This window comes from Rossellomorea aquimaris (genome assembly GCF_020171925.1).
GTDB classification, from domain to species: domain Bacteria; phylum Bacillota; class Bacilli; order Bacillales; family Bacillaceae_B; genus Rossellomorea; species Rossellomorea aquimaris_F.
This window is the reverse complement of record NZ_JAIVAR010000001.1, coordinates 729,901-754,593: the sequence shown is the minus strand read 5'-3', so window position 1 is coordinate 754,593 and position 24,693 is coordinate 729,901. Positions and strand designations below refer to the sequence as shown.

The window sequence follows — 24,693 nt, the reverse complement described above, 5'->3', positions numbered from 1 at the left end:
AGAGGTGAAACTTCATGAAAAACAAACCGATCTATGTGGAAATACCGATTGAGGCCCCTGTTGAAAAGGTCTGGGAAAAATCCCAGGATCCGAAGCTTCACGAGCAGTGGGATCTGAGATTCTCATCGATCACTTATTTGCCGAAAGCATCAGAAGAAGACCCACAGTCTTTTCAATATGAAACAAAAGTAGGGCCCATAAAGGTGGCAGGCTGGGGACGAAGTATTGGTACACATCATAAAGAGGACGGTTCAAAAACGTCTTCCCTTCATTTCGGAACAGAACAAAAAATTTCGCCGATCCGAGAAGGAAGAGGCTATTGGCGCTACATCCCGTCAGAAAAAGGAACGACCTTTTTGACTCAATATGGATATGATGTCCGCTTTGGTGTGTTCGGTCAGGTTTTTGATACCTTCTTCCGTCCTCTCATGGGCTGGGCGACGGCTCTTAGCTTTGACGTCTTGAAGCAATGGATCGAAAAGGGAGAATCCCCGCGGTCCCAGTATATCCGTTTTTTTAGCAGCGCAATGATCACGATGCTGTTTTTCTTTGTTTGGCTCTACCAGGGGTTGGTACCGAAGATCATCGCAAGGCACCCTGAAGAAGTATCGATGTTGTCCAGTTTAGCACCCTTAGAGGGAAGTGACGCAGTAAAAGCAGTCGTCATCATAGGGATACTCGAGCTCTTATTCGGCCTGGTATGGCTTTTGTATCCTAAGAAAAGACATCTACATGCCATACAAATCGTAGTGTTTCCGGTCCTTACGATCGGCGCGGTGATGGCGGACCCAGCAGTTTCCACCCACCCGTTCAACCCGGTTACTTTCAATGCAAGCCTTTGGATTCTTTCCATCATCGGATTCCTCCTTGCAAAGGATTTGCCCACGGCAGCAAGATGTAAACGTACGAGAAAGGGTGAGGTTGCATGACGATCTACCAGGACGTGTTAGGGGAAGACTTCAAGAAACTTCATCCGAAGCTGCAAGAACGATACCGCATCCCAATCGGGAAACCGTTTAAAGGGATTGGAACCATGAAGAAGATTGAGAGGGGATCCTTCTGGCTGACTCCCTTTTTAAAACTAGCCGTTCGTTGGCGCTTTCTTTTTCCTGAAAGCGGAGAGAACATCCCTTTCAAGATAAGTAACACGAGTAGAACACTTCCAGCTGGAGAAACGGAGATCTACTGGGAACGTTCTTTCCATTTTGATAAGGTGACCCGTCATTTCAATGCGTTCATGACCATCGATCCGAAACGGGATGTGGTGAGGGATTTTCTTGGGGAGCCTAGATTATTCTACTCGGACTTAATTCTTGAAGTGACACCAGAAGGACGTATGCGGATCAAATCCGGTTCTCAGCGTATCATTGTTGGAAAGTTAGAGCTTCCGTTACCGCCACGATTAAGAGGCGTGGTGACGGTTGAGGAGGGGTATGATGATGCACGGGGAACTTATACGATTCGAGTTGATATCCGAAATGAACTGATAGGGAGGGTGATGACGTATGAAGGAGAATTTAAGGAACAATCTACTTAATCCGACCACCCTTTTCGGACTGATATTATTAATAGGAAGCATGTACGTCACAGACCAACCTTATTTGATCATGCTTACAGCTGCACAGATCATTTTCATTCCCCTATTGCTTCGACTAATCATCGGAATGAATAGGTTCACAATAATGATCACATGGCTTTCGATGCTTTCCGTCTTTTTGCTTCAAGTAGGTTTTACTTCTGGGTTGGAGATGTATCTTGCTCTTATATATGTATTTTTCACCTTCTTCGTGGCATTGAATGGTCTGAAGCGATTTGTAAAGAGGGGATTCACTAATTGGGCAGAGATCTCAATCGACGTCGGGATGATGTATCTGTTCATTGGGGGACTATGGTTTTTTGCTTATGTGACTGGGATCGATACAGGATTCGGCACGTTGATCACGTGGTTGACCGCCATCCATTTTCATTACTCGGCATTCTTACTCCCAGTGTCCCTTGGGTTCTTTGGGAGGCTTCATCGTTCAACTTTGTATCAGAGGGTTGTTCCGATACTCTTGGCAGGACCAATGCTTGTGGCCATCGGTATCACGTTCTGGCCACTTCTTGAAGTACTTTTTGTTCTATTCTACATAGTTGCGATTTACACATTGATCATACTGGCTTTTCGTACCCGTTTTGCAACCCGGCTACAGGCGCGATTGATCAGGGTGTCATACGGTTCACTTGGTGTGACCATTCTTTTTTCCATGATGTATGCACTCGGTCGTGGGTTTGGAAACTGGTCTGTGAGCATTGATTTTATGCTCATGTTCCACGGTCTTATCAACTGTGTGTTTTTTGGAATGATGGGCGTGATTGGCTGGGTTGCTTCACCCCCTGCATCTAAAGGGGATACATGGACATTTCCTGTGAGCAACATTCGAGGACGGTTCAATGATTTCGGGGAAAGTCATCCCGGACTTGTCGATAATCTGAACGACTTTGTGGAAACGGAATCCTTACCTGATACGATTGTTCACTTTTATAAACATACCGAAGAATACAAGCTTCGTGCCTCGGTAAAATGGGCGAACTGGTTCAAGCCGTTAGCATGGTGTTACAAGCTCATCAGCGAGAGGATGCAGCAATTGAATCTGCCACTTTCAAGTAAGATGGTTGATATGACTGGTCAGATTTTGACTGTTGATCCCTCTTTAGATGGAAGGCACCGTCCAAGGGCATGGGTCCGGCGCGTGAAAAACTCCACCGTCTTCGTCGCGATCTATTCCCAACACGAATCGAACGGAAGAACCTATATGAATATCGCACTTCCACTTCCATTTTCCTCTATGATTGGAATCCTTCAACTTTGTGAACGGAACAATTCTCTTATCTTAACAAGCGAAGGACAAGGAGATGCCGGGATTTATTTAGCTGTTGGTAAAAATCGTATGAAGCTTCCATTATCAGAGCATTTCTTGATTCAAGAAAAGAATGAAGGTTCACTTACGGCACTTCACAAGATGAAGATCTCTGGTGTTCATTTTTTGAAAATTGATTATTGGATTGAACGAAAGAGATAATATTGGCCAACTCAATATAGCCAGTAAACCAGTGTAATAAAACTTTCAAACTGGATGTTTATTAAAAAATGACAATGAATCATACTATTCGTTTATTCATGTGAAATGGAGTTGTAAGCTATGTATTTATTTCTATCAATCATTTTAAGTACATTATTAGGATTCATCCTATGGATGCTGGGTCCTTATGGTGGTCTCATCGCATTCGGGATTGTGGTAGGCAGTCTGTTCCGAGGAATATATATATTGAATAAAATGCATAAAGCAATGTCAGGTGTACTACCCTATGACGAAGAAAGTAAGGATGATAGAAGCCATATGAAGAATAGCAGAGAATATAAGAGATACCTAGAGGGAAAAAGTGAAAAAGCTAGGTAAGGCAAGGTAAAGAGGTTTATCTCAAATGGATAAGCCTCTTTTTTTTCTGGAAAATATATCTTGAGTAAATGAAAGGGTTTTGAAATAATTGGTAGTAATGAAGTTGTATAATTTGAAAATTTAAAATCCAAATATTTTATATATAGGGAGAATGAAAGATGACAACAAAAGAATTACCAAAGGTCCGCTTACGAGAATTAACCCTTGAAGACGTGGAAGACCGATATCAATGGTGTTTAGACCAAGAAGTGACCAAATATCTGAACATGCCGAATAAATATCCCCCTTTCAGTAGGGAAGAAACCAAGGCGTGGATTGACATGTGCATCAAACGGACCAATGGATATGAACAAAAAGCGATTGAAACAGAGGAAGGAAACCACATTGGCTGGGTCGATTTGAAAAATATAGATAAGCAGAATCATCATGCCGAATTAGGGATAGCGATTGGGGATCAAGCTTATTGGGGTAAAGGGTATGGACTCTCTGCCATGAAGGAAATGCTTCAATACGGATTTGATCATTTAGGGCTTAATAAAATTTGGTTAAGGGTTGAAGTGGATAATGACAAGGCAATTAAATCATATAAACGAATGGGTTATGTAGAAGAAGGAGTCTTAAGACAGGACCGCTTAAGAAATGGCGCATATGTCGATCGGTTAAGAATGAGCATTCTTAAAGATGAGTTCTATAAATACTAAAGCTACGTAACAACCGTAATTGAAGGGGAAATTGAGATGAGCAAAGTAGGAGTTTACAAGATAGATATTACACCACCTTTAGGGATTGAATTTATTGGGTACCATCGGCCATCCGGGGTGACGAATGTTGATGAACGGATCTATGCAACCGCATTTGTATTTGAAAGCGACAAAACAAAGAGCGTTTTCATAAGCGTCGATAATATAGGAATGCTCGTAGAAGACACGACCTTTATTCGCCGGCAGATCGCAGATGAAATACGTATTCCGATTCAACAAATAACCGTGGTTTATACCCACACTCATTCAGGTCCGGCAACCGTGAGCGAGAGCCAAATCGTAAAGAGTTATAAAATGATCCTTGTTCAGAATGTTGTGAAGGCAGCGGTGTATGCAAACGACAATCTCCAGCCTTCAGAAGTTGGCTGGAATGTGACGATGGGGGAGATCGGGGTTAATCGAAGGGAACCCACGCCTGATGGAAAGGTGAAGATGGGAACCAATGAACACGGATTCGTTGACAAGCGGATCGGGATGTTAGCCATCAGACAACAAGATACAGATGAACTAACGGGAGCGATAGTATTTTGCACCGCCCATCCTAATGTCCTGATGAAGGATAGCGACATTTTATCGGCAGATTATCCAGGATTATCAAGGAAGATTCTCGAATCGACACTGACATGTCCAGTGATCATTGTTCAAGGCGCTTCAGGGGATGTGAATGCCAAGTACCGCGGATCCATCGACGCGTTAAGACAGATGGCCTTTGCAGTAAGCGGTAATGTCCTTTCAATGATTCCAACCATCTCGTTTCAACCAATCACAAATTTGAATACGGACTCCATTACATTTCCAATGAAATTAAAGGAAATACCTGGACACGATGAGCTAGAAAAAATGGCTGCACGTGCAGAAGAACAATGGGGAGTCAATACAAGCAGCTGGCTTGGATCAATGGTAGAGAAGTATGAAGAAGGGGAAAGGCAGCTAACGATTGATTTGGAAGTTCAAATCTTTCGAGTCAATGAAGGATCTTTCTCCGGAATCCCGATGGAGCCTTTCTCGGAAACAGCACTAGTCGTTCAAGAAGATCTTCATACGAATCTTGCTTTTTTTGGCGGATACACAAACGGATATCTAGGCTATCTTCCGACAAGGGAAGCCCATCCATTCGGAGGTTATGAGGTCGAGCTTAATCCGATTGTTTACGGGCCGATCACGGGATTATGGATGCCAGCAGTTGAGGATACAGCTGAGAAGGTTGTAGGGAAGGTTCTGGAACTGCATAGAAAGTGATTTAATGGGTTTTTAGGAGATAAAACATCTCTTGCAAAAAAAAGGGATACAGGGGGACTACAAGTGACAGGTGGAATGAATCATCAAAATTGTCTCATCCGAACGGTAAAACCAGGGGACGCCGAAGCACTACTGGCCATTTCAACCTCCATCATATCCGAAGGAGCCTATTTTATCAGGGTACCTGAAGAATCAGAAGAGATGTCTCCAGATCAACAACGGGAACATATACAAAAGGTTTTAAAAAATGATAGAGAAACGATGATCGTTGCAGAGATCGATGGTGAAGTTGTCGGGTCGGTCGACTTTCGCTCACATCATTTGAAAAGACTAGCCCACACGGGTTCCATTTCAATGTCGGTTAGTGAGAATTACAGAAACATGGGAATCGGGAAGAATCTACTTAAAGCACTGTTGGATTGGGCAGAGCAGCATCCGCACATTGAAAAAGTTAGTTTAGGTGTATTCTCGACTAATCAAAGAGCCATATCCTTATACAAGCGTCTTGGATTCATTGAGGAAGGTCGCAAAATAAAGGAGTTTAAATTAGATGACAATCATTATGCGGACGACATTCTTATGTATAAGTTTGTACAATGAATAAATGGTGAATCTATGGAGGGATTATCAAGCTTTCTGTTATTATCTATTATCCTTCGATTTGCGGGAGTCTCAATCTATTTCATCATTAGTGTAATTGAATGGGCAACAACATTCATTCTTCCTTGGGTTTTCCTGTATTGGGTAATGAGGTTGACTAGGGGTTTAGAACAAAGGTAAGTAATTCCGATGCGTAGCTGGCGGGCACGATCGTTAAAAATGACTGAGTTAAAAAAGATGATAACAAATATCCGTAGGGGGCTTACTATTTGGAAAAGAGTGAAGGTCATAAACTACCGAAATGGGCAACTGAATCCATTGAAATAAAAAGTCCGGACAAAGAGTGGATCCATAAAGGGGAAGTTGAAAAGGAGAAACTATTATCTTTATTATCTCCCTTTGCCATTAATGAAATAGAGCATATCGGAAGTACATCAATACCAGGGTTACCTGCTAAGCCGATTATCGACTTGATGGCGATCATTCCCTCATTTTCTACTATCGAAGAAATAGCAGACAAATTGCAAGCGGACCAATGGCATTATGTACCTCCCCAATTGGACGGTCGACCTTGGCGAAGATTTTTTATAAAAGTAGAAGACGATCAGCGTGTTGCACATTTACACGCAATGCTGAACGGTGAACCTAGATGGGCTCAGCAAATTACTTTTCGAAACAGATTGAAAGAAAACACTGTCTTAAAAGAAGAATACGCTGAATTGAAAAGGGATCTGGCCAAGAAATATCCACATGATAGAGAAGCCTATTCGAAAGCGAAAACAGCGTTTATCAATCGGGTTTTAGTAGAGGGAAGGTAAATTGAACTAGGAGGTGCCAATATGAGTCAAACGAAGACACTTCACATCGTAAACGGAACAGCCATGTACGAACGTTTCAAAGAAAACCAATTCCTAGAACGCGACACTATGATCCCCTTTAATGAAGCGATGTGCTACGGGGATACTTGTGAGGATCTATTTTCGAGTGAATTCATCAATATGCGTGCCGGGGTCCATCATGTGACAGCAAACCAATATACTGACATCACGGTAAAGCCATTACAACCACTTCTCTCGGGAAATTTTGATCACCTCGAGCTATGGTTTGATGAAGATATGTTCTGCCAACTAAACATTCTTACTGTCCTTGCACTGTTCGATCAAAAGGGATATGAAGGGGAAATTGTGCTCCATCTTGTAGATCATCGGTTTCAGCCTGTTAGTCGATTCAGACTCAATGCGAACGGGTATAACGAAATATTTAAACAGGTCCTGATCGAGAAAGAAAAACCTGAGGAAGTTCAACCAAGCCCTTTGAAAAACGGGATTGACCTATATTTGAACTATCGCAACGAAACTAGTGATCTAATGTCCTATATCAGAGAACATCAAGAATTGCCAATCGATGAACTCGTATCGTCATTGTTGACCGAATTTAAACACTATGGGTTAGGTGATTCACAGTACATGGAAATCGTCAAAACGTATCGTGAACGTTCAGGAGGGAATCTATGAATAAAGTGGTTGTTCGCACGATACCAAGGACGGTACGCATTACGGTTTCGGAAGAGGAGATGCCTCTGTCACATCCACTAAAGGAATCGATTGACTCTTATTGGCATTCCCTGATGGAAAATGGGAAAGCGTTTCATCGAGGGGAAGTCTTTCCTATAAGAGAATTTACTGAAACAGAGAAAGAACTACAAGTCACACTTCATCGAACGGATTTTGCTCATTTCATTTATAGCAAACATCACAATCTTGAGGATCCATACAAGTGTCGTGTGGTTGTTGCAAACGCATTGATCGTCACAAGTGATCAACATGTCGTTCTTGGGCAGATGAACGATGTGACGGCAAACCCAGGGCGTGTCCAGCTCATTGCGGGCGGAATTGACGCTAGTGATGTAAAAGGAAACAAAGTCGACATCATCGGCAGCCTGATCCGCGAAGCACGCGAAGAAGTAGGAATCGATTTACATGATGAAAACACTGTGATGAAAATCGAGCCCAGGTATTTCGTCGATTGGGGAAATATCGCCCTGGTCTATCGAATCGAACTGGCAATGGATTCGACTGAGTTCAGGGCTCATTACGAACTCTTTGAAAAGAGTTTAAGGGACAAAGGGATGATTCCAGAATTTTCATCTATTGAATTGTTGCCCGCAGAACCCCAGTCGGTCGTTGAATTCTTTGAAAAAGACCCGCGTCCTAAAGTGGACTTCCTTGGTGACGTCTTGAAAAGGGATGTTGGCATAGGCTAATTAAAATCATCCATTCGCTCAGATGCACAAAACGAAGTGAGGCATGATATGGAACAAATAAAACCAAACAAAATACATATTATCGGTTCAATCGGAAGCGGAAAGACAACCTTGGCCAAGGCTCTTTCCAAACAGTTGAACATTCCTTATCATGAATTGGATAATGTCGTCTGGAAGCGGTCCGATACTGGGGATGTAAAACGTACCGAAGAAGAGAGAGACAGTCAGCTACAATCAATCATCAACACTCAACAATGGATCATTGAAGGGGCACACCACAAATGGGTATCCTCATCGTTCCGGCATGCCGATTTGATCCTATTTTTGGATACGAATATCTCAATACGCAGGATCAGGATCATCAAAAGGTACGTTAAGCAGAAGTTGGGTATGGAAACATCCCATTATGAACCTACTTTGAAAATAGTAAGGTTTTTATACAAGTACAACACCACTTTTGAAAAGAAAAGCAAGCAAGAGATCTTTGATATGCTGGCCCCTCATAAAGAAAAGCTATTGATATTCAAGAACAGTGATGAAGTTGATAACTATTTCGACTGTAATTGAATTGACGGCTAAGCCTATTAAAGTAAACTCGCCTGAAAGCATGCCAAGGAGGTTCAATCATGTATGAAACACGTAGGGCTACAGAAGAAGAGCTGCCTATAATTTTGGACTATTGGTACAGGATGGCAATCGAAATGGCAAGAATAGATGGAATTCCCGAGCCAGACTTAGAGAGGCTGGAAGAAGTGAAAACTTTATTTCTTAAAGAAACGGAAAGAGAGAGTCTTACGTTCAGAGTAGCTCTTAACCACAATGATCAAATTGTAGCTTGTGCAGGTGGGCTGTTAAGGTACGAATACTTGTATCCGCTTGCAGCTGACCAGAGCTTATTCGGTTGGGTTATTTCAGTCTATACGATAGAGGAACACCGTCATAATGGACTGGCCGCCACATTGGTAGATGAAATCTGTATATGGCTGAAAGAAAAGGGGGCAAAAAGAGCAAGATTGTGGTCTAGCTCCACTGGCAGAAACGTTTATGAAAATCTCGGGTTTACCAGAATGTTGGATATGTCAAAGCCACTCGTTTAAGTCTTGGGAGAGTACATCATCTTGATTTGTTTGGGGCAGAATTGTCCGCCTCCATTTAAATTACAAACCGCTCCACAATAAGAAAGAAGGAGAACCTAATGAACCTACCCAATAAAATAACGATCATCAGAATCTTATTCATTCCCGTTTTTCTGTTGTTTTTATTAGCCCCGATTCCATTCGGTGAAGTATCGATCAGAGGGGAACAGATACCAATCGCCCATATTATCGCTGTGGTGCATGGGGACGCGTAACGGATATCGATGATGTTAGTTGTAATGTTCTGGGTACGGCGATCGGTTACACGATTTATCTTTTTACAACGAAAAAAGCTCTTAAAAGTAATGCCCATAGGATAAAAAGCTTGGATATTTAGAAGCATCAGGAAAAGGGGACGACACAATGCTAAAAGTAAAACCTTTAGAATCAAAAGACTACGAATTAATTAAAGAAGCAGAAGAAGTCATTGAAAAGAATTATCGTTATGGACGACATCACATCGGTTCAGCCGTCAGGACGAAAAACGGGAATGTGTTTGCGGCCGTCCATGTGGAAGCGAATGTTGGACGAATCACCGTCTGTGGAGAAGCGATGGCGATCGGTAAGTCGATTTCAGAGGGCGACCACGAATTCGACACCATCGTAGCCGTTGCGCATCCCCACCCACACGAAGAGATCGAGAACTGTTGGGTCGTTGCACCCTGTGGCATGTGCCGCGAGCTCATCAGTGATTATGGAAGTGATACGGATGTCATCATTTCATATAAAAATGAACTGGTAAAATGCAATGTCATGGAATTGCTTCCTGAAAAATATACGAGTGATGTGGAGTAGGGAGTTTTTTTAAACCGAGAAAAGGCTACGACTCTAAAGAATTCTACAATAGAAGGAAGAAGGGGATAAGCATTATGGGCTCAAGAATCATGCACAGCATCATTGGTTATACCATCGCAGATCGTTTATCGATTGAAGATAAAACATCGTTTTTACTCGGCAGTATTGCAGCGGACGCCGTTACACCTAAGGACTCATCACACTTCTATCAGGGTGATGTACAAGACTACTCTAGGACGATCGATTATAACGGATTTCTGGATAAATATAGTGATCATAAAGACCACCCCTATGTTCAAGGATATTTCACGCATCTCATAGCTGATGACATATGGCTTAAAGGCTTTTTTCTCCCATGGTTGAAAAACAGGATGGAAGCAGATAACGATTTATTTCATCATTATCATAGAGACTTTCGCTTACTGAATGGAAAATTACTAGAATACTATGGAATCGCAGATAAACTAAAAAGCATACTCACTTCGCGGCCGGAAATCATTGACTTGGATGAAGTGAAGTCTGAAGATGTTGATGCATTCATCCCAAATGTAGTAGAGGATTTGGCGTACGACAAAAACGTGATTGGTGAGAAACTGAACGTTTTCACATTTGACCAGATTGTCGGATACATAGAGACATCCATTGATAAGGGATTGATGAATGTAAGGTCACAGCACAACGTTTGACCACCAAGACATTATTGTAAGGAGTTGTTAACCCTGAAAGAAGTACCGAAGTATCAGTTATTCATGGGCTTCTTTGTAGCCATCATCGCTTTTCTTCAGGCCTATAACCACTGGGGAGAAAGAATGGTGCTATCTTATACCTTATTGATTGGAGGCAGTCTCCTTGTCATGATCAATTTAGTTGTACTTTATAGGAAAGATAAGAAGAGTGGTAAATTGGAAAAAGAAAGGTCGCTACGATAACAAAAAAATAGCCGAAGTTTCCGGCTATTTCTTGTTGTTGAACGTCTTCCATAAAGATTCACTCTTCATGTGGATCTTCATACGTACTGAATCCCTTTCCGCTTTCGAGCTGATTCAGTGTTTCAGCATCAAGAACAATATGCTTCCGGTACTCCTTTTGATGGCTTTGATAAAAAGATGCCAAAAAGTAAACCTGCCGTTCCGGATGGATATGTTTGTTCAGAGGCTTTTGGGACTGTCCGACATAATTACCGGTTTTCTTTTCAAATACTTGGAACGCTTCAGGTACATCCTTGTAAAGCATTTTCTTTCGTACACTGTAAGTAGCATGATCATATTCACGGTAAAGATTTTTGTCCAGCCCATTGTATATTGCATCTGCACTTGGAAATGACTTTTGCTGATTTGCGCCATATTCAATTCCCTGTGCAGAAGCGGGACAAATTTGAGTGAAAAGTAAACATAACGTGAATGCACATGTGCTGAGAATGTTCATACTATGCCCCCCAATCTGGTTTTTCTTAGGATTGACCACTCGGGGTGGACTATTCAATGTTTAAACGTAACAGAGGACTAAGTGTCGTATTTACGAAAAAAGAGGTGCATAAATGAACATAACGGGTGATGCACTAGTTGAGTGCGAAGATAAAAAATCTGTCTACCTCATTGAAAACGGAAATGAACAAAAGGTCGGTACAACAACTGAAAGGATATCATTCCTTTACATTGAAGGACGTGTGGCAATCCAACGAACACAATCATTGGATTCAAGCGTATTGGGCACCAGAAAAAGTCTCACACTCGTCGACAAATCCTCATTCAAGCCGATTTCATTTACTGATTACGAGGGCGATTTTGAAACCATAAAAGCAACATATCACGATGATTCGGTTCAAATCGAGAGACCGAATCAAGAAGACATAGTGAGGCCACTATACAATTGCTTTGATACTTTCTCTGTCGAACTAATCTTAAGAACACTACCATTAAAGACTGGATATGTAGCCAACTTACTCTGCTTTAACCCTATGTTGAATACAGAAGTTGATGTAAGAATGAAGGTCATTGAGTCTGAAAAAGGATGGAGAAATCCTAACGAAAGGGTTGATACGTTGAAAGTTGAGGTTTACTTTGGGGAAACACTTCAATATTACTGGATCGATCCTTCGCGCAAAGAGATGCTCAAACAATCTTCAAACATTGGGGATGGGTTGATATTGGAGTTTCGAAGATGAATCAATTGATTTGAGAATGTAGGTGGGCAGTGTGGACATTACCATCATGTGCAAAAACAATACAGAAAAAGAACAAGATGTTAGAAATGAATTGGAACAACTGATCGCTAAATTTGATTTACAAGATTATTGTTATACGGATGTTGTATTAGTAGATGAGTACGCCATTTACCCACATAGTCATCCTATGCTAACAATGAATACTAGACACATCGGGAAGGATAATCTCCTGCTCTCTACATTCATCCACGAACAAATTCACTGGTATGCCGTTCAACATTTTCAGAAGATGAAAAATGCGATCCAACAATTAAAAAACATGTATCCATCGGTTCCCGTTGGGTATCCGAATGGAGCCAAAAATGAATTCTCAAGCTACCTCCACCTCATTATCAATTGGCTTGAAGTAGATGTGGTCTTCAACAAACTAGAGAAACAACAGTATGAAGAAGTAATCCACTTTTTGCAACATGATCATTATGTTTGGATTTATCGAACCGTGTTAGCTGACTTTGAGCAAATAAGGGATGTTTTGGATAAAAACGAAATTCAATTAACCGTATGTACTAAAGGGGCAATGTAACATGAACTATTATCAAGAGGGGAATTTGTTCATCCGATCGATGAAAGAAAGTGATGGTGTAGACTTTGTGAAAGCATTCGAAGCACAAGGATGGCAAAAACCACTTGATCTATTCCAAGCCTATTTTATGCAACAATCAAATAGAAAACGGAAAGTAATCGTTGCAGAAACCAATAAAAAACTGGCTGGTTACGTAACCTTAGTCAGCAATTCGAATGTCGGACCGTTCGCCTCAATAAATATCCCTGAAATCGTTGATTTGAACGTGCTGATTAGATTTCAAAATCGAGGTATAGGCAATAAAATGATGGATGTTGCAGAAAGATTGGCCAGTGAAACATGTGACTTCGTTTCACTGGCAGTAGGTCTTCACTACGGATACGGTGCAGCGCAAAGAATGTATAGTAAACGTGGCTATATTCCCGATGGGACCGGTGTTTGGTATCAAGGAAAACAATTAGAACAATATGCACCGTGCGTAAATGATGATGATTTGACGGTTTATTTATTGAAGGAGTTGGCAATGGCAGATTGATAAATGTGCCGGACGATAACGTATCCCTTATGCTAAAGAGAAGAAACGCATTAATGGAGAGTAATGAAACCTTAAGGGCAACATTTACGTATATAAGAAAGGTGAGACCAAACAGTTCCGATGGTGGGGGAAGCTGAAATGGAAAATATGATTTTAAAACGAATACTTACTATCGCCTCAACTTCTATTTTTCTTTACCACGTATATGCTATGTTGCATCTTTGGTCAGATATTCCACCCCGAATAGCAATCCATTTCAGTGATGGTGAACCAGATGAATGGGGCACAAAACACGTATTGTTCATCATGCCAATCGTTAGTATCTTATTTTGGCTTCTCTTGCAAAAAGTTTCCAGTAAACCAGAAATCTTTAACTATATCCATTTAACTGAGGAAAATAAAAAAATACAATATTCTAGAGCTGAAAAAGTGTTGTTACTCGTCCAGAACCTTGGTTTCATGGCTCTTATCTTTGCTAACGAAGCATTTCTTGGAAGTGCTGCCGGTATGGAGACGAGTTTCCCATTTTCCATCGCAATCATTCTACTAGGGATTTGTTTCATTGCTCCAATCTGCTTGTTCGTTTGGGCGTTAACCTTAAAACACTAGGTATTGAGTCAATGTAAAATACATGTTCCCTTTAGGAGGTATCCCCTTGAAAGTAATTATTGCCCTTGCAATCCCGATTCTGACAATCATATCTTGGCTCTCAATCGGATATTGGTCTAAATCCGTCGAAGACTATGAGAATGAAAAATAAGTAAAAGTAGGATTCATTGGACGTTTACCATTATGTGGTGAACGTTTTTATTATATCCATACTGAGATTGTGAGAGAATAAAGTTCCTCTTTTGACGATGTTAAAGACATAGAAAAAATCCCCTAAAACGGAAATATTTATTTACTTTCGTTCATTATAGTGTAAAATTACACCATAATCGATTTTCGAAAGGGGATTTATAAAATGGCGTTAAACATGTCCAAGTTATTTCCGATCGGCATCTTCTCATTTATCGTAACGTTGATTTCAATAACTTTAAACGAGGACACTTTTTTTACAGGTTACGATGCGACACTTCAGAACTTGATGGGGACCATACTGTTTTTGTGTGCCTGGTTCATATTTAGTGCGATATGGGGATTCAAACATGATACTTTTTATACAAAGTTTATATGTTTCTATTGGGGGTGCAACTTAGCAGTAAGTATTTTTTCAATCATTGCCCCGTACAGCTTCTTGGTGATTCCCGCTGTTTGGTTTGGAGGTCCAATGCATGGATTGGGCTATCTAATCACTGCCAAGAATACATTTAAAATTCTTTCACCAATTGTTGCCTTAATCATGACAATGTCAGGATATTGGTTCGGAAGATTTATCCGCATAAAACGTCCATTAGAAAGATTTTTCACTAACCATTAAATGGCTATAGATCATTATTCTGAATAAATGACTGTATTGACCTAATCCAGCAAGTGATTGGAGTGTCCATCAACTGGGGTTCAACTCAGCAAGCCGAGGGTGCTCACGATCTACCCGCGGAAAGCGAAGTTTGCTCGGAAATGCACTCCAGAGTATCAGTGTATTTTTAATTCTCCTCTCTAAACGAAATTCAGCCTTCAGTTTTAATTTAATTATTTAAAGTAAAAATAAAATTATTTAATCAAAAACAAAATAATTTTAAATAAAATTAAAATTTATATTCAACTTTAGAAATAATTCGTGTATGATATGAATAAATAACAGAGAGGAGATCAGCATGGCGTATCCTTTACTTACGAATTGTCCCGTTTGCAGCAAACAGCTCAAAATCACAAAGCTTCACTGTAATCATTGTCAAACAACGGTAGAAAATGAATTTGAAGTCTCAAGAATAGCATCACTGGGTCAGGAACAGCTTCACTTTGTTGAAGTATTTCTTAAATGCAGAGGAAATATCAAAGAAGTCGAGAAGGAGCTTGGCATATCCTACCCGACTGTCAGGGGAAAACTAGATGACATTATTTCAACGCTAGGCTATTCCACTCAAAAGAAACCTGAAGTGGATAAGAAAAAGATTGTCTCTTTATTGGAGAAAGGCGAAATTACGGCAGAGAAGGCTATACAATTATTAAAAGAGGGGGAGTAAAGAATGAGGGATGAAATTTCAAAGGTATTGACGCTGGTGGAGGAAGGCAAGATCGATAAGGACAAAGCAAGTGAGTTGATTAATGTCCTAAAGGGAGAAGAGCAGCGTGATCTCGTGACAGTCAATAACGATGTACCTTATGGAAGCAAACTGTTAAAGGTCCGCGTAAATTCTGTTGAAGGGGACAACGTCAATGTGAATGTACCGATTAATCTGGTAAAAGTTTTGTTGAAAGTAGGCACAAATATTGCTGAAAAGCTGCCTCAGTCAGAAAAGTATGTCAAAGATATCAACGTAGATCTTCTCATCGAAGCGATTGAAAACGAGTTAGTCGGCGAGATTGTGAATATCACATCTGCCAATGGCGACAAAGTATTCGTGGTCATCGAGTAGACCATGCTAAAAGTAAAGGTGAAAGCAAACGATCGACGTTTCTACATTCCCGTTCCCTATGCACTCCTTTATTTAGGCAGCCTGCTCATTTCATCAAAACGGATCAATCGCCTGATCAATAAAGGAATTGAAAAGAATGGAAGCAAATTTGTCTTCCCTGAGATAAAAAGAAAGGATGTAAAGCCTTTACTCGATGAATTTTCTAAATATCGTGGATTAGTCCTGGTAGAGACGACCACGAAAGATGGTACCGAAGTGAAAATCAAGCTTTAAGATGACGATAACAAGTAGAGCATCAATCTCTTAGGGGAATGAGGCTCTTTTTTTAGATAAAGAATTTAATTCCTTAAAAGTAATTATTTTACTATTTGTGTTACGATAGATGTGTAACAAACCAAACAAGGGAGAGTGTAAAGTGATCTTACATACCGAAGTATTTGGCGAAGGGGAACCGGTTGTATTCCTTCATACGGGATTACAAACTGGCTTAACAGATTTTGAATACCAGAGAGATTATTTCAAGAGTGACTTTAAAGTATTTGTACCGGACCTGAGAGGCCACGGGAAATCTTTTGAAAACGATTTTTCGAATTTCTTTGAGGACTGTGCGTCCGATTTAAATGACACGTTCCTTCATTATCAACTGGACAGCGTACACCTTGTAGGTGGCTCGTTAGGAGCATTGGTTGCGTTAAAATTCGCAAAAATGTTCCCCGACAAACTTGCAACGTTGACACTATCCGGGATCTGGACGGAGAAACCCGACAATTGGGTGGAACTGAATAACATACAAGTCGAACAGCAAAAGGAGTTCCTCAAAAACGAACAAGCAGTGGCGTATTACGATCAATTGCACGAATCAGATTGGAAGCAGTTCATCTATATGGGGGAGGACTCCGATTGGTATCCATTCGATGACACGACAGACCTAAAAGATCTTTCCATGCCTACACTGATAATGGTGGGTGAAGGAAATCGTTATGAAACCGCCTGTACCAAAGCGTATCCTCATCAGAATGAGAGGGTACACGTATCGATCATTCCATATGCCTCTCACATGGTCCATGTTGAGCAACCTGAAATATTTACGAGAATAGTAGAAATGTTTATTACGAAAAACATAGAAGCGAACGTGTGATAAGGAGTTTCAGAGCAGCCGTTCCTCATTCGAGGAGGCTGTTTTTTTATGTTCATAAATTTATTTCCAAAAAAAAGAAGGAGATGTTCTAAAAAAATAGAATAATTTATATTATTAGAACAAGGAGGAAACTAACATGAAAAATAATTCATCCATTAATATCTCGATGGAACAACAGAAATTGATTTCAAACGCAACGCGCATCAAAATCATTCACCTACTGAAACAAGAGGAACTTACCGCAATGGAGGTAGCGACGAGATTAGGGAAGTCGGTAGGAAGCGTGCATTACCATATTCAATTATTACATAAGGGAGGGATCCTGGAACTGGTAAAAGAGAAGAAAAAAGGAGGAATCATTGAAAAGTACTATAAATCGAAGGCCACCAAATTTGTCATGGAAGACAAAACATCGGACGTATCTTCATCCGTATCTACGAACCTTACATTAAATCAAGAAGAAAAACAGCAATTTCTTCTGGAGCTGGAACAGCTATTCGTAAGGTGGGAAAGCCAAATGACCTACAGTGAGAATAAGAAAGAGTATAAAGTGACGTGTGCATTCCAGGAGGTTCAGGATTCATGAAGGGAATCATGAGGGAGTGGAAAGCTCCTGCGCTCTTATTAAGCGCCGTTGGGATTTCATATATTGGTGACTTCATTTATCTTGTAGCATTGAATCTTTTCATCTTTGCCAAAACGGATTCAGTAGCAGCGGTGGCCGGGCTTTGGATCATTGGCCCAATAGCCGGGATCATGACTGGATTTTGGTCAGGAAGCATTGTTGATCGCTTTTACAAAAAACACATCATGATCGCGACAGACATATTGAGAGCGTGCCTGGTCGCCATCATCCCGTTTTTATCAGAGTTATGGTCTATCTATCTGTTTTTATTCTTGATCAGTTTGTGCAGCTCATTTTTCAATCCTGCATCTTCTGCTTATACGGTCCAACTCGTTCCCAAGGAAAAGTTGTTACGTTACAACGCCATCAGCTCGATTCTCATAACGGGATCTTTAGTCATTGGTCCTGCGATTGGAGGCGCTTTGGTTCAATTTAGTTCCTACGGAGTCGCCATCTGGTGTAATGCAGCTTCATTCGTCCTGTCAGGATTGTTCATCATGCTGGTGCCTAACTTACATAGTGTGGAGGCAGAAGAGAGAACGACCAGTTTCATGACGGTCGTGACGAAGGACCTGCGCATGGTCTACTCGTTTCTAAAGAACAATCGCTATTTTTTGGCTGTTTATGGATTATTTCAAATCATGATGACGATCGCGATTGCACTTGATTCTCAGGAGGTCGTGTTCACGCAGGATGTCATTGGTTTATCGGAAGCCGAGTTCAGCTTATTGATGAGCATAACCGGGATCGGCTATTTGCTGGGAAGCATTTTGATGACTGCTTTCGGCGGAAAGTGGAAAATCCATTATTTAATCGGGATTGGGTCAGTCCTTTTCAGTGCGGGATATGTGCTCTATTCCTTCTCCTCTTCGTTTTTCATGGCGAGCGTTGGGTTTGTCGTGTTGGGTTTCTTCTCATCATTCGCAAATACGGGTTTCCAAACCTTTTACCAAACGAGTATCCCGGCACAAAAAATGGGCCGTATTGGAGCCGCATTAGGATTATTCCAGAGTGCATTGCTGATCGTGTTGATCTTAGCGGCTGGATTTTTAAGTGAGATGTTTGGAGTGAAACCACTAGTGGTCGGAATGACGCTCGTTAATGCATTAATAGCCTGTACGTTGAGTCTAGTATCCATTGTTTCACACCTAAAACAAGCTAGCATTTCCTCAGCTCACCATGCCAAAAAGGAAATGTAGAGTGAGTATTTGGAAAAATATTGAGTAAAATGAATATATTTGAAATAATGAGGGTGAAGAAAAATGTCACACAAAACAAGAGGTCAGGATGAAAAGAAGGAGTAATATCTGGTCATTTTACTTAATTTTATTAACACTTTTACTATTCATGAATCTGATCATGTCCAAATGGAAGGTTTCCCCGCCGGCACACATTCTATGGGGATTTGCACTCGCTTCATTTTTACTGGGAATCATCGGATTTGCGGACACATCGAGTCGAATGTCCAGGGTTAGAAGCTGGATGACGGTCATTCTTTCCCTGCCATTATCATTCGTCTTATTTCTTGGAGTCATCCGGTTCCTCTTTATTTCAGAGGAATTGGTCAAAACAACGGTGTCACCCGACCATCACTACAAGATTCACTTTTACCTGACAAATGGGGGAGCCACCACGTCGTTTGGTGTACTGGGGAAAATGGATGGACCCCTTTGGTTTGAGAAGCTGATTTATGATGACTACCCGATGGATCATGCTGATGTGGAATGGGTGGATGACCATACGATTTTGATTAATGGGCATGTGTTGGATTTGAAGGAAGGGGAGACGTATTCTGATTGAGATGCTTCTTTTCTAAAATCAGCTGTTTACATAATAAAATTGTAGTTAAGTAGAATGTTGATTTTTCACCCAATAATAATATCAAGGGATGGAAATGAAGGAAGGCTGTGAAGGTAGTTGAGTGGGTGAAAAATGTATTCGATCTGGATAATACCTTATGAGGGCGGGAACAGGCGGAAGAGCAGTAAAAAGACTGGAGGGGTAGGATGTTCTGGGTGAAGTTTGGTCTGATCGTCATCACGGTGTTACTTCTAATATCGATAACAAAATTCATAGTAAGGAAGATGTTTAAGATTGAGAAAGTGAAAAAAGAGTTTTTCTCCTATAATCACGTCAATGACGCACATGCCAAAATTGATAAGGTGATCAGAATTGTCACTTCGATTGGAGTGTTTGGTTTTAGTTGGGTTGTGATTTTCTATAATGAGGCGTTAATCGACTGGTTCTTATTGGCGGTGGTCTTGTTTTTGTTAGTGGATTTTGGGGTGAGGGCGTACTTTGAATGGAAACATAGTGATCAGCCAAAACAGGCAATTTTAACACTGTCCGAAGTGCTGATCATGGCAGCTGCCATTTTTGTTGTTTCGCTGGTTGGTTATTAGGATTGTAAGGATCAAATTTGCTAAACAGGAGAGCTCTTATGAAAATTCTTGTGACCGGAGGCACCGGTGTGCTTGGCAGCAGCTTCGCTTCTTTGGCAGAAAGAGAAGGTTACCAAGTGTTGCGTGCATCCCGGACCCAGCCTGCATCTGTAATCAATTGGACATTCCTGGATCTGATGAGTGGTGAAGGTTTATCGGAGGCATTGTCCGGTGTGGACGTGGTCTTTCATGCTGCAACGAGCCCGGCAAAAAATACCGATAAAGTGGACATCGCTGGCACCCTTATGCTTCTGGAAGAATGCAAGAAAGTCGGGCTGAAACATTTCATTTACCCTTCGATCGTGGGGATCGATTCCATCCCCTTGAACTACTATAAGGCTAAACTGACTGTAGAGGATAGGATTGTAAGAAGCGGAGTTCCATACACAATCATGAGAGTTACACAGTTTCATAATTTGCTTGAAAAAATGATAGGACTCATGGCGAAGTATCCTATTATCTTTTTGCCTACTACTTTAATCTTTCAACCGGTCGATGTGGAGGAAGTAGCTGAAGCGTTTCTTGAAATCGTTAATGAAGGGCCACTGGGAAAGATCGACGACTTTGCTGGCCCAGAAATATTGTCATTAAAAGACATGTACACGAGTTGGAGAGCACACCATGGAGTAAAAAATATACTAATCCCTCTTCCATACCTCCCCTCCAAAACGTTCAAAGCTTTTCGAGATGGTAACAATACGAATCAGAATGCCAGGAAAGGAGAGCGTACTTGGGAGTGGTGGTTGGAAAAGCGTAGGTAGATAGGTTACGTATGGGTCACGGGGACAGGTCCCGTGGCCCATTTGTAGTTAAATGGGGAGAATAAATATTCTAAAACACAAATTTTTTAGTGAATTCATGCAGAATTTCATTCAGTTAGTAGATAATGGGGCATTGAAGTGGCATTTACTTGTGTTTATCAGGATTAGAGGGGGTATTAAGAGAGCATGCTCCCCTTTTATTATCAAAAACGGACAATTTATTATCGAAAATCCAGAACTTATTATCGAAAACGGCCTTTTTAATATCAAAAAGAGAATTTTATTATCAAATCCTCGTTTGAATAATGATAAATACCCATTGGAGTAATCGGTTGTTTTCAACTTCACTACCCATCTACCCAATTTTCTTCCAGATATAAAAGGTTTTACGGAAAAAATGTCGAATCGTATAAAATGGGAGGTTTTTACACTTCCACTAAAAGATCCCTTTATCTGTAAAGGAGCAACAATCATGAATAATCTTAAAAATGGAGAGTTCTACATACCTCTAAATGGCATCCGCCACTGGATCAAAATAGAAGGCAGTGAACATGCCACAATCCCGCTTGTAGTGCTGCACGGGGGGCCGGGGGGCAATCATTATGTATTCGAACGGACAGCCGGCCCTTTATTGGCGAAAGCAAGGACCGTCATTTATTACGAGCAAAGAGGGTGCGGAAGGTCTGAAAAGCCGCAATCAGATGAGGCGTATACAATCCCGGAACTTATTGATGATTTCATCGAATTGAAGGAATGGCTCGGTGTAAAAAAAGTGGATCTGCTCGGTTATTCGTTTGGCGGGGAATTTGCACTCGAACTTGCAAGCGTCATTCCAAATGAAATTAACCAACTCGTTGTATCCGGTCCAAGCTTAATGAATGATGAAATTCAAAAAATGGTCCAGATTACTGGATTCATGACAGTTGCAAAACCTTCCATTCAAAAAGAGATTAACGATCTTCATCTTGACAATAAATCCCTTGACGAGATCCATGGCCGATTGTGGCAACTTGCCGACACAGATACCGTTGATGCACTGCTTTTTGAAAATAAACAAATCGCCGTTCAAAACAGGAAGCTATGGGAAGAAAGCAAATTGACCAATACGGGATTGATGATGAACGCACTCACAAATCATCCGATAGAAGTTCCGCTGCTTTCCCGACTCGAGAAAATCAAAAACCAAACCCTGATTCTGACTGGGGCATTCGACAGGAATACAGGTGTACCGATTTCAAGCATCATCCACAGACAGCTCGAAAATAGCAGTTTGGTGCTATTCGAAAAAAGTGCACATTTCCCGGATCTTGAAGAGACCGAGAAGTTTGTGAGTGTAATAGTAGCCTTTTTAAAGTGTCAAAAATGAACGGATTTCTAATGATAATCTTAAACAAAGCATACCTTGGAATGAGGATGAATTTCTTGAATAGGAGTGGGAGCATATTAAAAAACGAATCATGATTCTTGTAGCTTTTTTAACGTTAGCGGCATGCGGGGTAAAGGACTATACCTTTTCAGGTCACTCCGAACATTGGAAGGCGGCTGTAAAGGTGGATCAGTCCAGTGATTTTGAAAGACAGGAGCTTGTATTAACGTACACGGGGGACGATGTTGATTCGGTCGGGGACATTGCTTATACCGTCGACAGTGTCGGCGGCTTTGGCAGAAGCGGTGTAACACTTGGGGAGAATGGTAGTCTTACACATAAAAGTGAATCCGATCCCACTAACTTGAAGGTTAGCGAGGATACAGATTTTTTAGTGACTGTGGAGTGGGCAGGGAAGAAGGAGACATTTACTCTTACAAAGGAATAATAATGTCAGTTGACTTGAAAGTGAACGGTACTTTCAAGTCAACTGAAAAACAGGATTGGAGCCAACTATGAATAAACCATCACTAGTAAACATGACAGAAACTGAATTTGAACACTACTTTCAAGATAAGGTCGCACGATACGCAGCTGTGTTGGCTCAAAATGCATTAGAAGATAGCCTAGATTTTAATCAGAAAGCTAAAGAGCAGCTTCACAACTTGTTACCGGATGGGATACATACACCCAACCATCATCTTTTATTCATTAATCATGATGATCATCATGTCGGTTATATCTGGTTGAAAGAGCAACAGGACACGAAAAGTGCCTTTCTTTATGAAATCTATCTATTCGAAGAGTTTCGAAATAAGGGTATCGGATCGGTCGCAATGAATTCAGTCGAAGAGTGGATGAAAGAACAGGAATTATTATTCTTGAAACTTCACGTCTTTGGAAGTAATACCGGAGCTTTGAAACTTTATGAAAAGATCGGTTTTGAAGTGGCTGGGATCAATATGATGAAGAGGGTATAGCAACGATCTATATAGAAACGTAGTTTGGGAGTTGAATAGATTGAACAGATATCGAATACATCATCGAAATAAATTCGTTCAGATCACAGAGTGGGGGGACAAGCATTCCCCTGTTATTTTTTGTTTGCATGGATTAGGCGGATCCGGTCTCACCTTTATTGAGGTCGCGGAACGTTTGAAAAATGAATTTCGCATCATTTCAATTGATGCACCAGGACATGGGAATACAGAGCCTTTGGATTCAGCAGAGGAGTACGAAATGCCCCATTTAGCAGACTGGCTTAATGAGGTACTGAACATTCTTGGAGTGGACAAATTCTATTTCCTATCCCATTCATGGGGCAGTTTCGTTTCATTGTTTTATTTGATGAAAAATGAAGAACGAGTCATGGGCACGATGCTGATCGATGGCGGGTACCAAACAAAAAGGATGAAGGAAGAGACGCTTGAAGAAGAGGTAGCCTACTACGAAAAAGATTTTGACGAATATGTTTTTGATACGTGGGAGGAGTACTTTAATACAGAAAAGGCTGCTTATGCAAGATGGTCACCTCGAATCGAACTTGCTGTAAGAGACCTAGCTGTCGAGAGTGGTGGCAAGATTCATTGGCATGCAAGTGGTGAAACGGCAGTCAATATCATTAAGGCCATGCATAAACATGAAACGATTGATATTTATGAAAAGCTACCCTCGTCCATTGTTCTATTGAGAGCCACTCTCCCGATGAGCTGGGACGATTATCGAAATAAGACAGCTGCAATTTTTGAGGAAAGGACAGGTGGCACGGTTAAGTTGATTGCGAATTCCACTCATATGCTGCATTGGGATGTTCCCGAGGTTGTGGCTGGTGAGATCAGGGAGAATTGGGGCAGAAAAAAATAGGAGGGGTAACATGAATACGTTGGTGTATAGATTGGAAAAAGAACAAACAATAAAAACAGTTGAAGATCTTTCTAGCTTGGAATCTAGCATACGATTCTTCGTGAACTATTGGGTTTATGATGGCGTCGTTTATGAAAATAAGGGTAATTATTTCACCGATGATCAATATGTGATGGAATTGTATGAATGCAAGGGAGAAGAGCCTTATGACGATGCAATTGAGAAAGCACCGAACACGATTGAATATCGATTGTTTCATTCAGACAGAAAGGTCGTCAAAGAATCGATTAAAACGGATTTAGACGACGTTATGCTAGCCTTATCTTTAGATAGCGTTACGATCGAAAACGATACATATAAGCGACTGTCATTGGAATTTGATGAAGATCGGAATGTGTTTGTTTATTATTTGAATGGGTGATTCTTTTTGTAAGGCTCAGTGGGACAAGTCCACTGGGCCTTTT

Annotated in this window: 36 protein-coding genes and 1 pseudogene; 36 read left to right on the top strand and 1 reads right to left on the bottom strand. The window is 41.0% G+C overall.

Translation table 11 applies throughout. The features are described from left to right. The first annotated feature begins 14 nt into the window (after positions 1 to 14). The 17 genes and pseudogenes from LCM10_RS03910 (at position 15) to LCM10_RS03835 (ending at position 11,163) form a co-directional block, all read left to right on the top strand. On the top strand, positions 15 to 929 hold the full coding sequence (locus LCM10_RS03910) for a DoxX-like family protein (protein ID WP_224874862.1): 915 nt from the start codon (positions 15 to 17) through the stop codon (positions 927 to 929). After that, positions 926 to 1,537, top strand: coding sequence for a DUF4166 domain-containing protein (locus LCM10_RS03905; RefSeq protein WP_224874861.1), 612 nt, complete (start codon positions 926 to 928; stop codon positions 1,535 to 1,537). Before LCM10_RS03910 ends, LCM10_RS03905 begins: the two co-directional genes overlap by 4 nt. Then, positions 1,506 to 3,062 carry a YndJ family protein gene (locus LCM10_RS03900; protein WP_224874860.1) on the top strand — a complete coding sequence of 519 codons (1,557 nt, stop codon included), beginning with the start codon at positions 1,506 to 1,508 and terminating at the stop codon, positions 3,060 to 3,062. The genes LCM10_RS03905 and LCM10_RS03900 overlap by 32 nt, the downstream gene beginning before the upstream one ends. 120 nt (positions 3,063 to 3,182) lie before the next feature. Next, positions 3,183 to 3,440, top strand: a complete 258-nt coding sequence (locus LCM10_RS03895) for a hypothetical protein (protein ID WP_224874859.1) — start codon at positions 3,183 to 3,185, stop codon at positions 3,438 to 3,440. 158 nt (positions 3,441 to 3,598) lie between these two features. Next, a complete protein-coding gene (locus LCM10_RS03890; RefSeq protein WP_224874858.1) occupies positions 3,599 to 4,141 on the top strand; it encodes a GNAT family N-acetyltransferase in 543 nt (180 codons plus the stop codon). A 36-nt stretch (positions 4,142 to 4,177) separates the two neighbouring features. Beyond that, positions 4,178 to 5,440: a neutral/alkaline non-lysosomal ceramidase N-terminal domain-containing protein gene (locus LCM10_RS03885; RefSeq protein ID WP_224874857.1), complete on the top strand. Its 1,263-nt coding sequence runs from the start codon at positions 4,178 to 4,180 to the stop codon at positions 5,438 to 5,440. A 75-nt stretch (positions 5,441 to 5,515) separates the two neighbouring features. Next, entirely contained in the window at positions 5,516 to 6,040 is a 525-nt protein-coding gene (locus LCM10_RS03880; RefSeq protein ID WP_224875589.1) for a GNAT family N-acetyltransferase, read from the top strand. Positions 6,041 to 6,309: 269 nt separating this feature from the next. Beyond that, positions 6,310 to 6,858, top strand: coding sequence for a GrpB family protein (locus LCM10_RS03875; protein WP_224874856.1), 549 nt, complete (start codon positions 6,310 to 6,312; stop codon positions 6,856 to 6,858). A gap of 21 nt (positions 6,859 to 6,879) precedes the next feature. Then, the gene (locus tag LCM10_RS03870; RefSeq protein ID WP_224874855.1) at positions 6,880 to 7,554 is read left to right on the top strand and encodes an AraC family transcriptional regulator; all 675 of its coding nucleotides are present in this window, start codon (positions 6,880 to 6,882) and stop codon (positions 7,552 to 7,554) included. Beyond that, positions 7,551 to 8,303: an NUDIX hydrolase gene (locus LCM10_RS03865; protein ID WP_224874854.1), complete on the top strand. Its 753-nt coding sequence runs from the start codon at positions 7,551 to 7,553 to the stop codon at positions 8,301 to 8,303. The genes LCM10_RS03870 and LCM10_RS03865 overlap by 4 nt, the downstream gene beginning before the upstream one ends. A gap of 48 nt (positions 8,304 to 8,351) precedes the next feature. After that, on the top strand, positions 8,352 to 8,870 hold the full coding sequence (locus LCM10_RS03860) for an AAA family ATPase (protein ID WP_224874853.1): 519 nt from the start codon (positions 8,352 to 8,354) through the stop codon (positions 8,868 to 8,870). Between the two features lie 59 nt (positions 8,871 to 8,929). Then, the gene (locus tag LCM10_RS03855) at positions 8,930 to 9,400 is read left to right on the top strand and encodes a GNAT family N-acetyltransferase (protein WP_224874852.1); all 471 of its coding nucleotides are present in this window, start codon (positions 8,930 to 8,932) and stop codon (positions 9,398 to 9,400) included. 98 nt (positions 9,401 to 9,498) lie between these two features. Beyond that, entirely contained in the window at positions 9,499 to 9,654 is a 156-nt protein-coding gene (locus tag LCM10_RS03850; RefSeq protein ID WP_224874851.1) for a CDP-alcohol phosphatidyltransferase family protein, read from the top strand. Next, positions 9,645 to 9,776: pseudogene (locus tag LCM10_RS20825) on the top strand (VanZ family protein); the annotation flags it as partial. The gene LCM10_RS03850 and the pseudogene LCM10_RS20825, both read left to right, overlap by 10 nt. A 26-nt stretch (positions 9,777 to 9,802) precedes the next feature. Beyond that, positions 9,803 to 10,234, top strand: coding sequence for a cytidine deaminase (locus LCM10_RS03845; RefSeq protein WP_224874850.1), 432 nt, complete (start codon positions 9,803 to 9,805; stop codon positions 10,232 to 10,234). A 74-nt stretch (positions 10,235 to 10,308) separates the two neighbouring features. Beyond that, positions 10,309 to 10,920 (top strand): hydrolase, encoded by a 612-nt coding sequence (locus tag LCM10_RS03840; RefSeq protein WP_224874849.1) that lies wholly within the window; start codon positions 10,309 to 10,311, stop codon positions 10,918 to 10,920. Between the two features lie 24 nt (positions 10,921 to 10,944). Then, on the top strand, positions 10,945 to 11,163 hold the full coding sequence (locus LCM10_RS03835) for a hypothetical protein (RefSeq protein ID WP_224874848.1): 219 nt from the start codon (positions 10,945 to 10,947) through the stop codon (positions 11,161 to 11,163). Between the two features lie 58 nt (positions 11,164 to 11,221). Here the strand turns inward: LCM10_RS03835 and LCM10_RS03830 are convergent, their stop codons facing one another. Further along, positions 11,222 to 11,659, bottom strand: coding sequence for a hypothetical protein (locus tag LCM10_RS03830; RefSeq protein ID WP_224874847.1), 438 nt, complete (start codon positions 11,657 to 11,659; stop codon positions 11,222 to 11,224). 112 nt (positions 11,660 to 11,771) lie between these two features. Between LCM10_RS03830 and LCM10_RS03825 the strand changes: the two genes are divergently transcribed. The 19 genes from LCM10_RS03825 (at position 11,772) to LCM10_RS03735 (ending at position 24,650) form a co-directional block, all read left to right on the top strand. Continuing rightward, positions 11,772 to 12,398 (top strand): hypothetical protein, encoded by a 627-nt coding sequence (locus LCM10_RS03825; protein ID WP_224874846.1) that lies wholly within the window; start codon positions 11,772 to 11,774, stop codon positions 12,396 to 12,398. Positions 12,399 to 12,429: 31 nt separating this feature from the next. Next, positions 12,430 to 12,981, top strand: a complete 552-nt coding sequence (locus LCM10_RS03820; RefSeq protein WP_224874845.1) for a hypothetical protein — start codon at positions 12,430 to 12,432, stop codon at positions 12,979 to 12,981. 1 nt (position 12,982) lies between these two features. Further along, positions 12,983 to 13,516, top strand: a complete 534-nt coding sequence (locus LCM10_RS03815; protein ID WP_224874844.1) for a GNAT family N-acetyltransferase — start codon at positions 12,983 to 12,985, stop codon at positions 13,514 to 13,516. Between the two features lie 138 nt (positions 13,517 to 13,654). Further along, positions 13,655 to 14,125, top strand: coding sequence for a DUF1648 domain-containing protein (locus tag LCM10_RS03810; protein WP_224874843.1), 471 nt, complete (start codon positions 13,655 to 13,657; stop codon positions 14,123 to 14,125). Positions 14,126 to 14,480: 355 nt separating this feature from the next. After that, the gene (locus LCM10_RS03805) at positions 14,481 to 14,936 is read left to right on the top strand and encodes a hypothetical protein (RefSeq protein ID WP_224874842.1); all 456 of its coding nucleotides are present in this window, start codon (positions 14,481 to 14,483) and stop codon (positions 14,934 to 14,936) included. A gap of 337 nt (positions 14,937 to 15,273) precedes the next feature. Next, positions 15,274 to 15,642 (top strand): DUF2089 domain-containing protein, encoded by a 369-nt coding sequence (locus LCM10_RS03800; protein ID WP_224874841.1) that lies wholly within the window; start codon positions 15,274 to 15,276, stop codon positions 15,640 to 15,642. Between the two features lie 3 nt (positions 15,643 to 15,645). Continuing rightward, on the top strand, positions 15,646 to 16,035 hold the full coding sequence (locus LCM10_RS03795; protein ID WP_224874840.1) for an SHOCT-like domain-containing protein: 390 nt from the start codon (positions 15,646 to 15,648) through the stop codon (positions 16,033 to 16,035). A 3-nt stretch (positions 16,036 to 16,038) separates the two neighbouring features. Further along, entirely contained in the window at positions 16,039 to 16,308 is a 270-nt protein-coding gene (locus tag LCM10_RS03790) for a hypothetical protein (protein ID WP_224874839.1), read from the top strand. Positions 16,309 to 16,450: 142 nt separating this feature from the next. Continuing rightward, positions 16,451 to 17,173 (top strand): alpha/beta fold hydrolase, encoded by a 723-nt coding sequence (locus tag LCM10_RS03785; RefSeq protein WP_224874838.1) that lies wholly within the window; start codon positions 16,451 to 16,453, stop codon positions 17,171 to 17,173. Positions 17,174 to 17,309: 136 nt separating this feature from the next. Next, positions 17,310 to 17,759, top strand: coding sequence for an ArsR/SmtB family transcription factor (locus LCM10_RS03780; RefSeq protein ID WP_224874837.1), 450 nt, complete (start codon positions 17,310 to 17,312; stop codon positions 17,757 to 17,759). After that, positions 17,756 to 18,997 (top strand): MFS transporter, encoded by a 1,242-nt coding sequence (locus LCM10_RS03775; RefSeq protein WP_224874836.1) that lies wholly within the window; start codon positions 17,756 to 17,758, stop codon positions 18,995 to 18,997. Before LCM10_RS03780 ends, LCM10_RS03775 begins: the two co-directional genes overlap by 4 nt. 88 nt (positions 18,998 to 19,085) lie before the next feature. Further along, positions 19,086 to 19,598, top strand: a complete 513-nt coding sequence (locus LCM10_RS03770) for a DUF5412 family protein (RefSeq protein WP_224874835.1) — start codon at positions 19,086 to 19,088, stop codon at positions 19,596 to 19,598. A gap of 206 nt (positions 19,599 to 19,804) precedes the next feature. Next, positions 19,805 to 20,200, top strand: coding sequence for a DUF4181 domain-containing protein (locus tag LCM10_RS03765; RefSeq protein WP_224874834.1), 396 nt, complete (start codon positions 19,805 to 19,807; stop codon positions 20,198 to 20,200). Between the two features lie 38 nt (positions 20,201 to 20,238). Continuing rightward, positions 20,239 to 21,000, top strand: coding sequence for an SDR family oxidoreductase (locus LCM10_RS03760; protein ID WP_224874833.1), 762 nt, complete (start codon positions 20,239 to 20,241; stop codon positions 20,998 to 21,000). Positions 21,001 to 21,472: 472 nt separating this feature from the next. After that, positions 21,473 to 22,366 (top strand): alpha/beta fold hydrolase, encoded by an 894-nt coding sequence (locus LCM10_RS03755; RefSeq protein WP_224874832.1) that lies wholly within the window; start codon positions 21,473 to 21,475, stop codon positions 22,364 to 22,366. Positions 22,367 to 22,550: 184 nt separating this feature from the next. After that, positions 22,551 to 22,814: a hypothetical protein gene (locus LCM10_RS03750; RefSeq protein WP_224874831.1), complete on the top strand. Its 264-nt coding sequence runs from the start codon at positions 22,551 to 22,553 to the stop codon at positions 22,812 to 22,814. 67 nt (positions 22,815 to 22,881) lie between these two features. Beyond that, complete coding sequence (locus LCM10_RS03745; protein WP_224874830.1) at positions 22,882 to 23,346, top strand: GNAT family N-acetyltransferase; 465 nt, start codon at positions 22,882 to 22,884, stop codon at positions 23,344 to 23,346. 40 nt (positions 23,347 to 23,386) lie between these two features. Then, entirely contained in the window at positions 23,387 to 24,229 is an 843-nt protein-coding gene (locus tag LCM10_RS03740; protein ID WP_224874829.1) for an alpha/beta fold hydrolase, read from the top strand. Between the two features lie 10 nt (positions 24,230 to 24,239). Continuing rightward, a complete protein-coding gene (locus LCM10_RS03735; RefSeq protein WP_224874828.1) occupies positions 24,240 to 24,650 on the top strand; it encodes a hypothetical protein in 411 nt (136 codons plus the stop codon). The last annotated feature ends 43 nt before the right edge of the window (positions 24,651 to 24,693 follow it).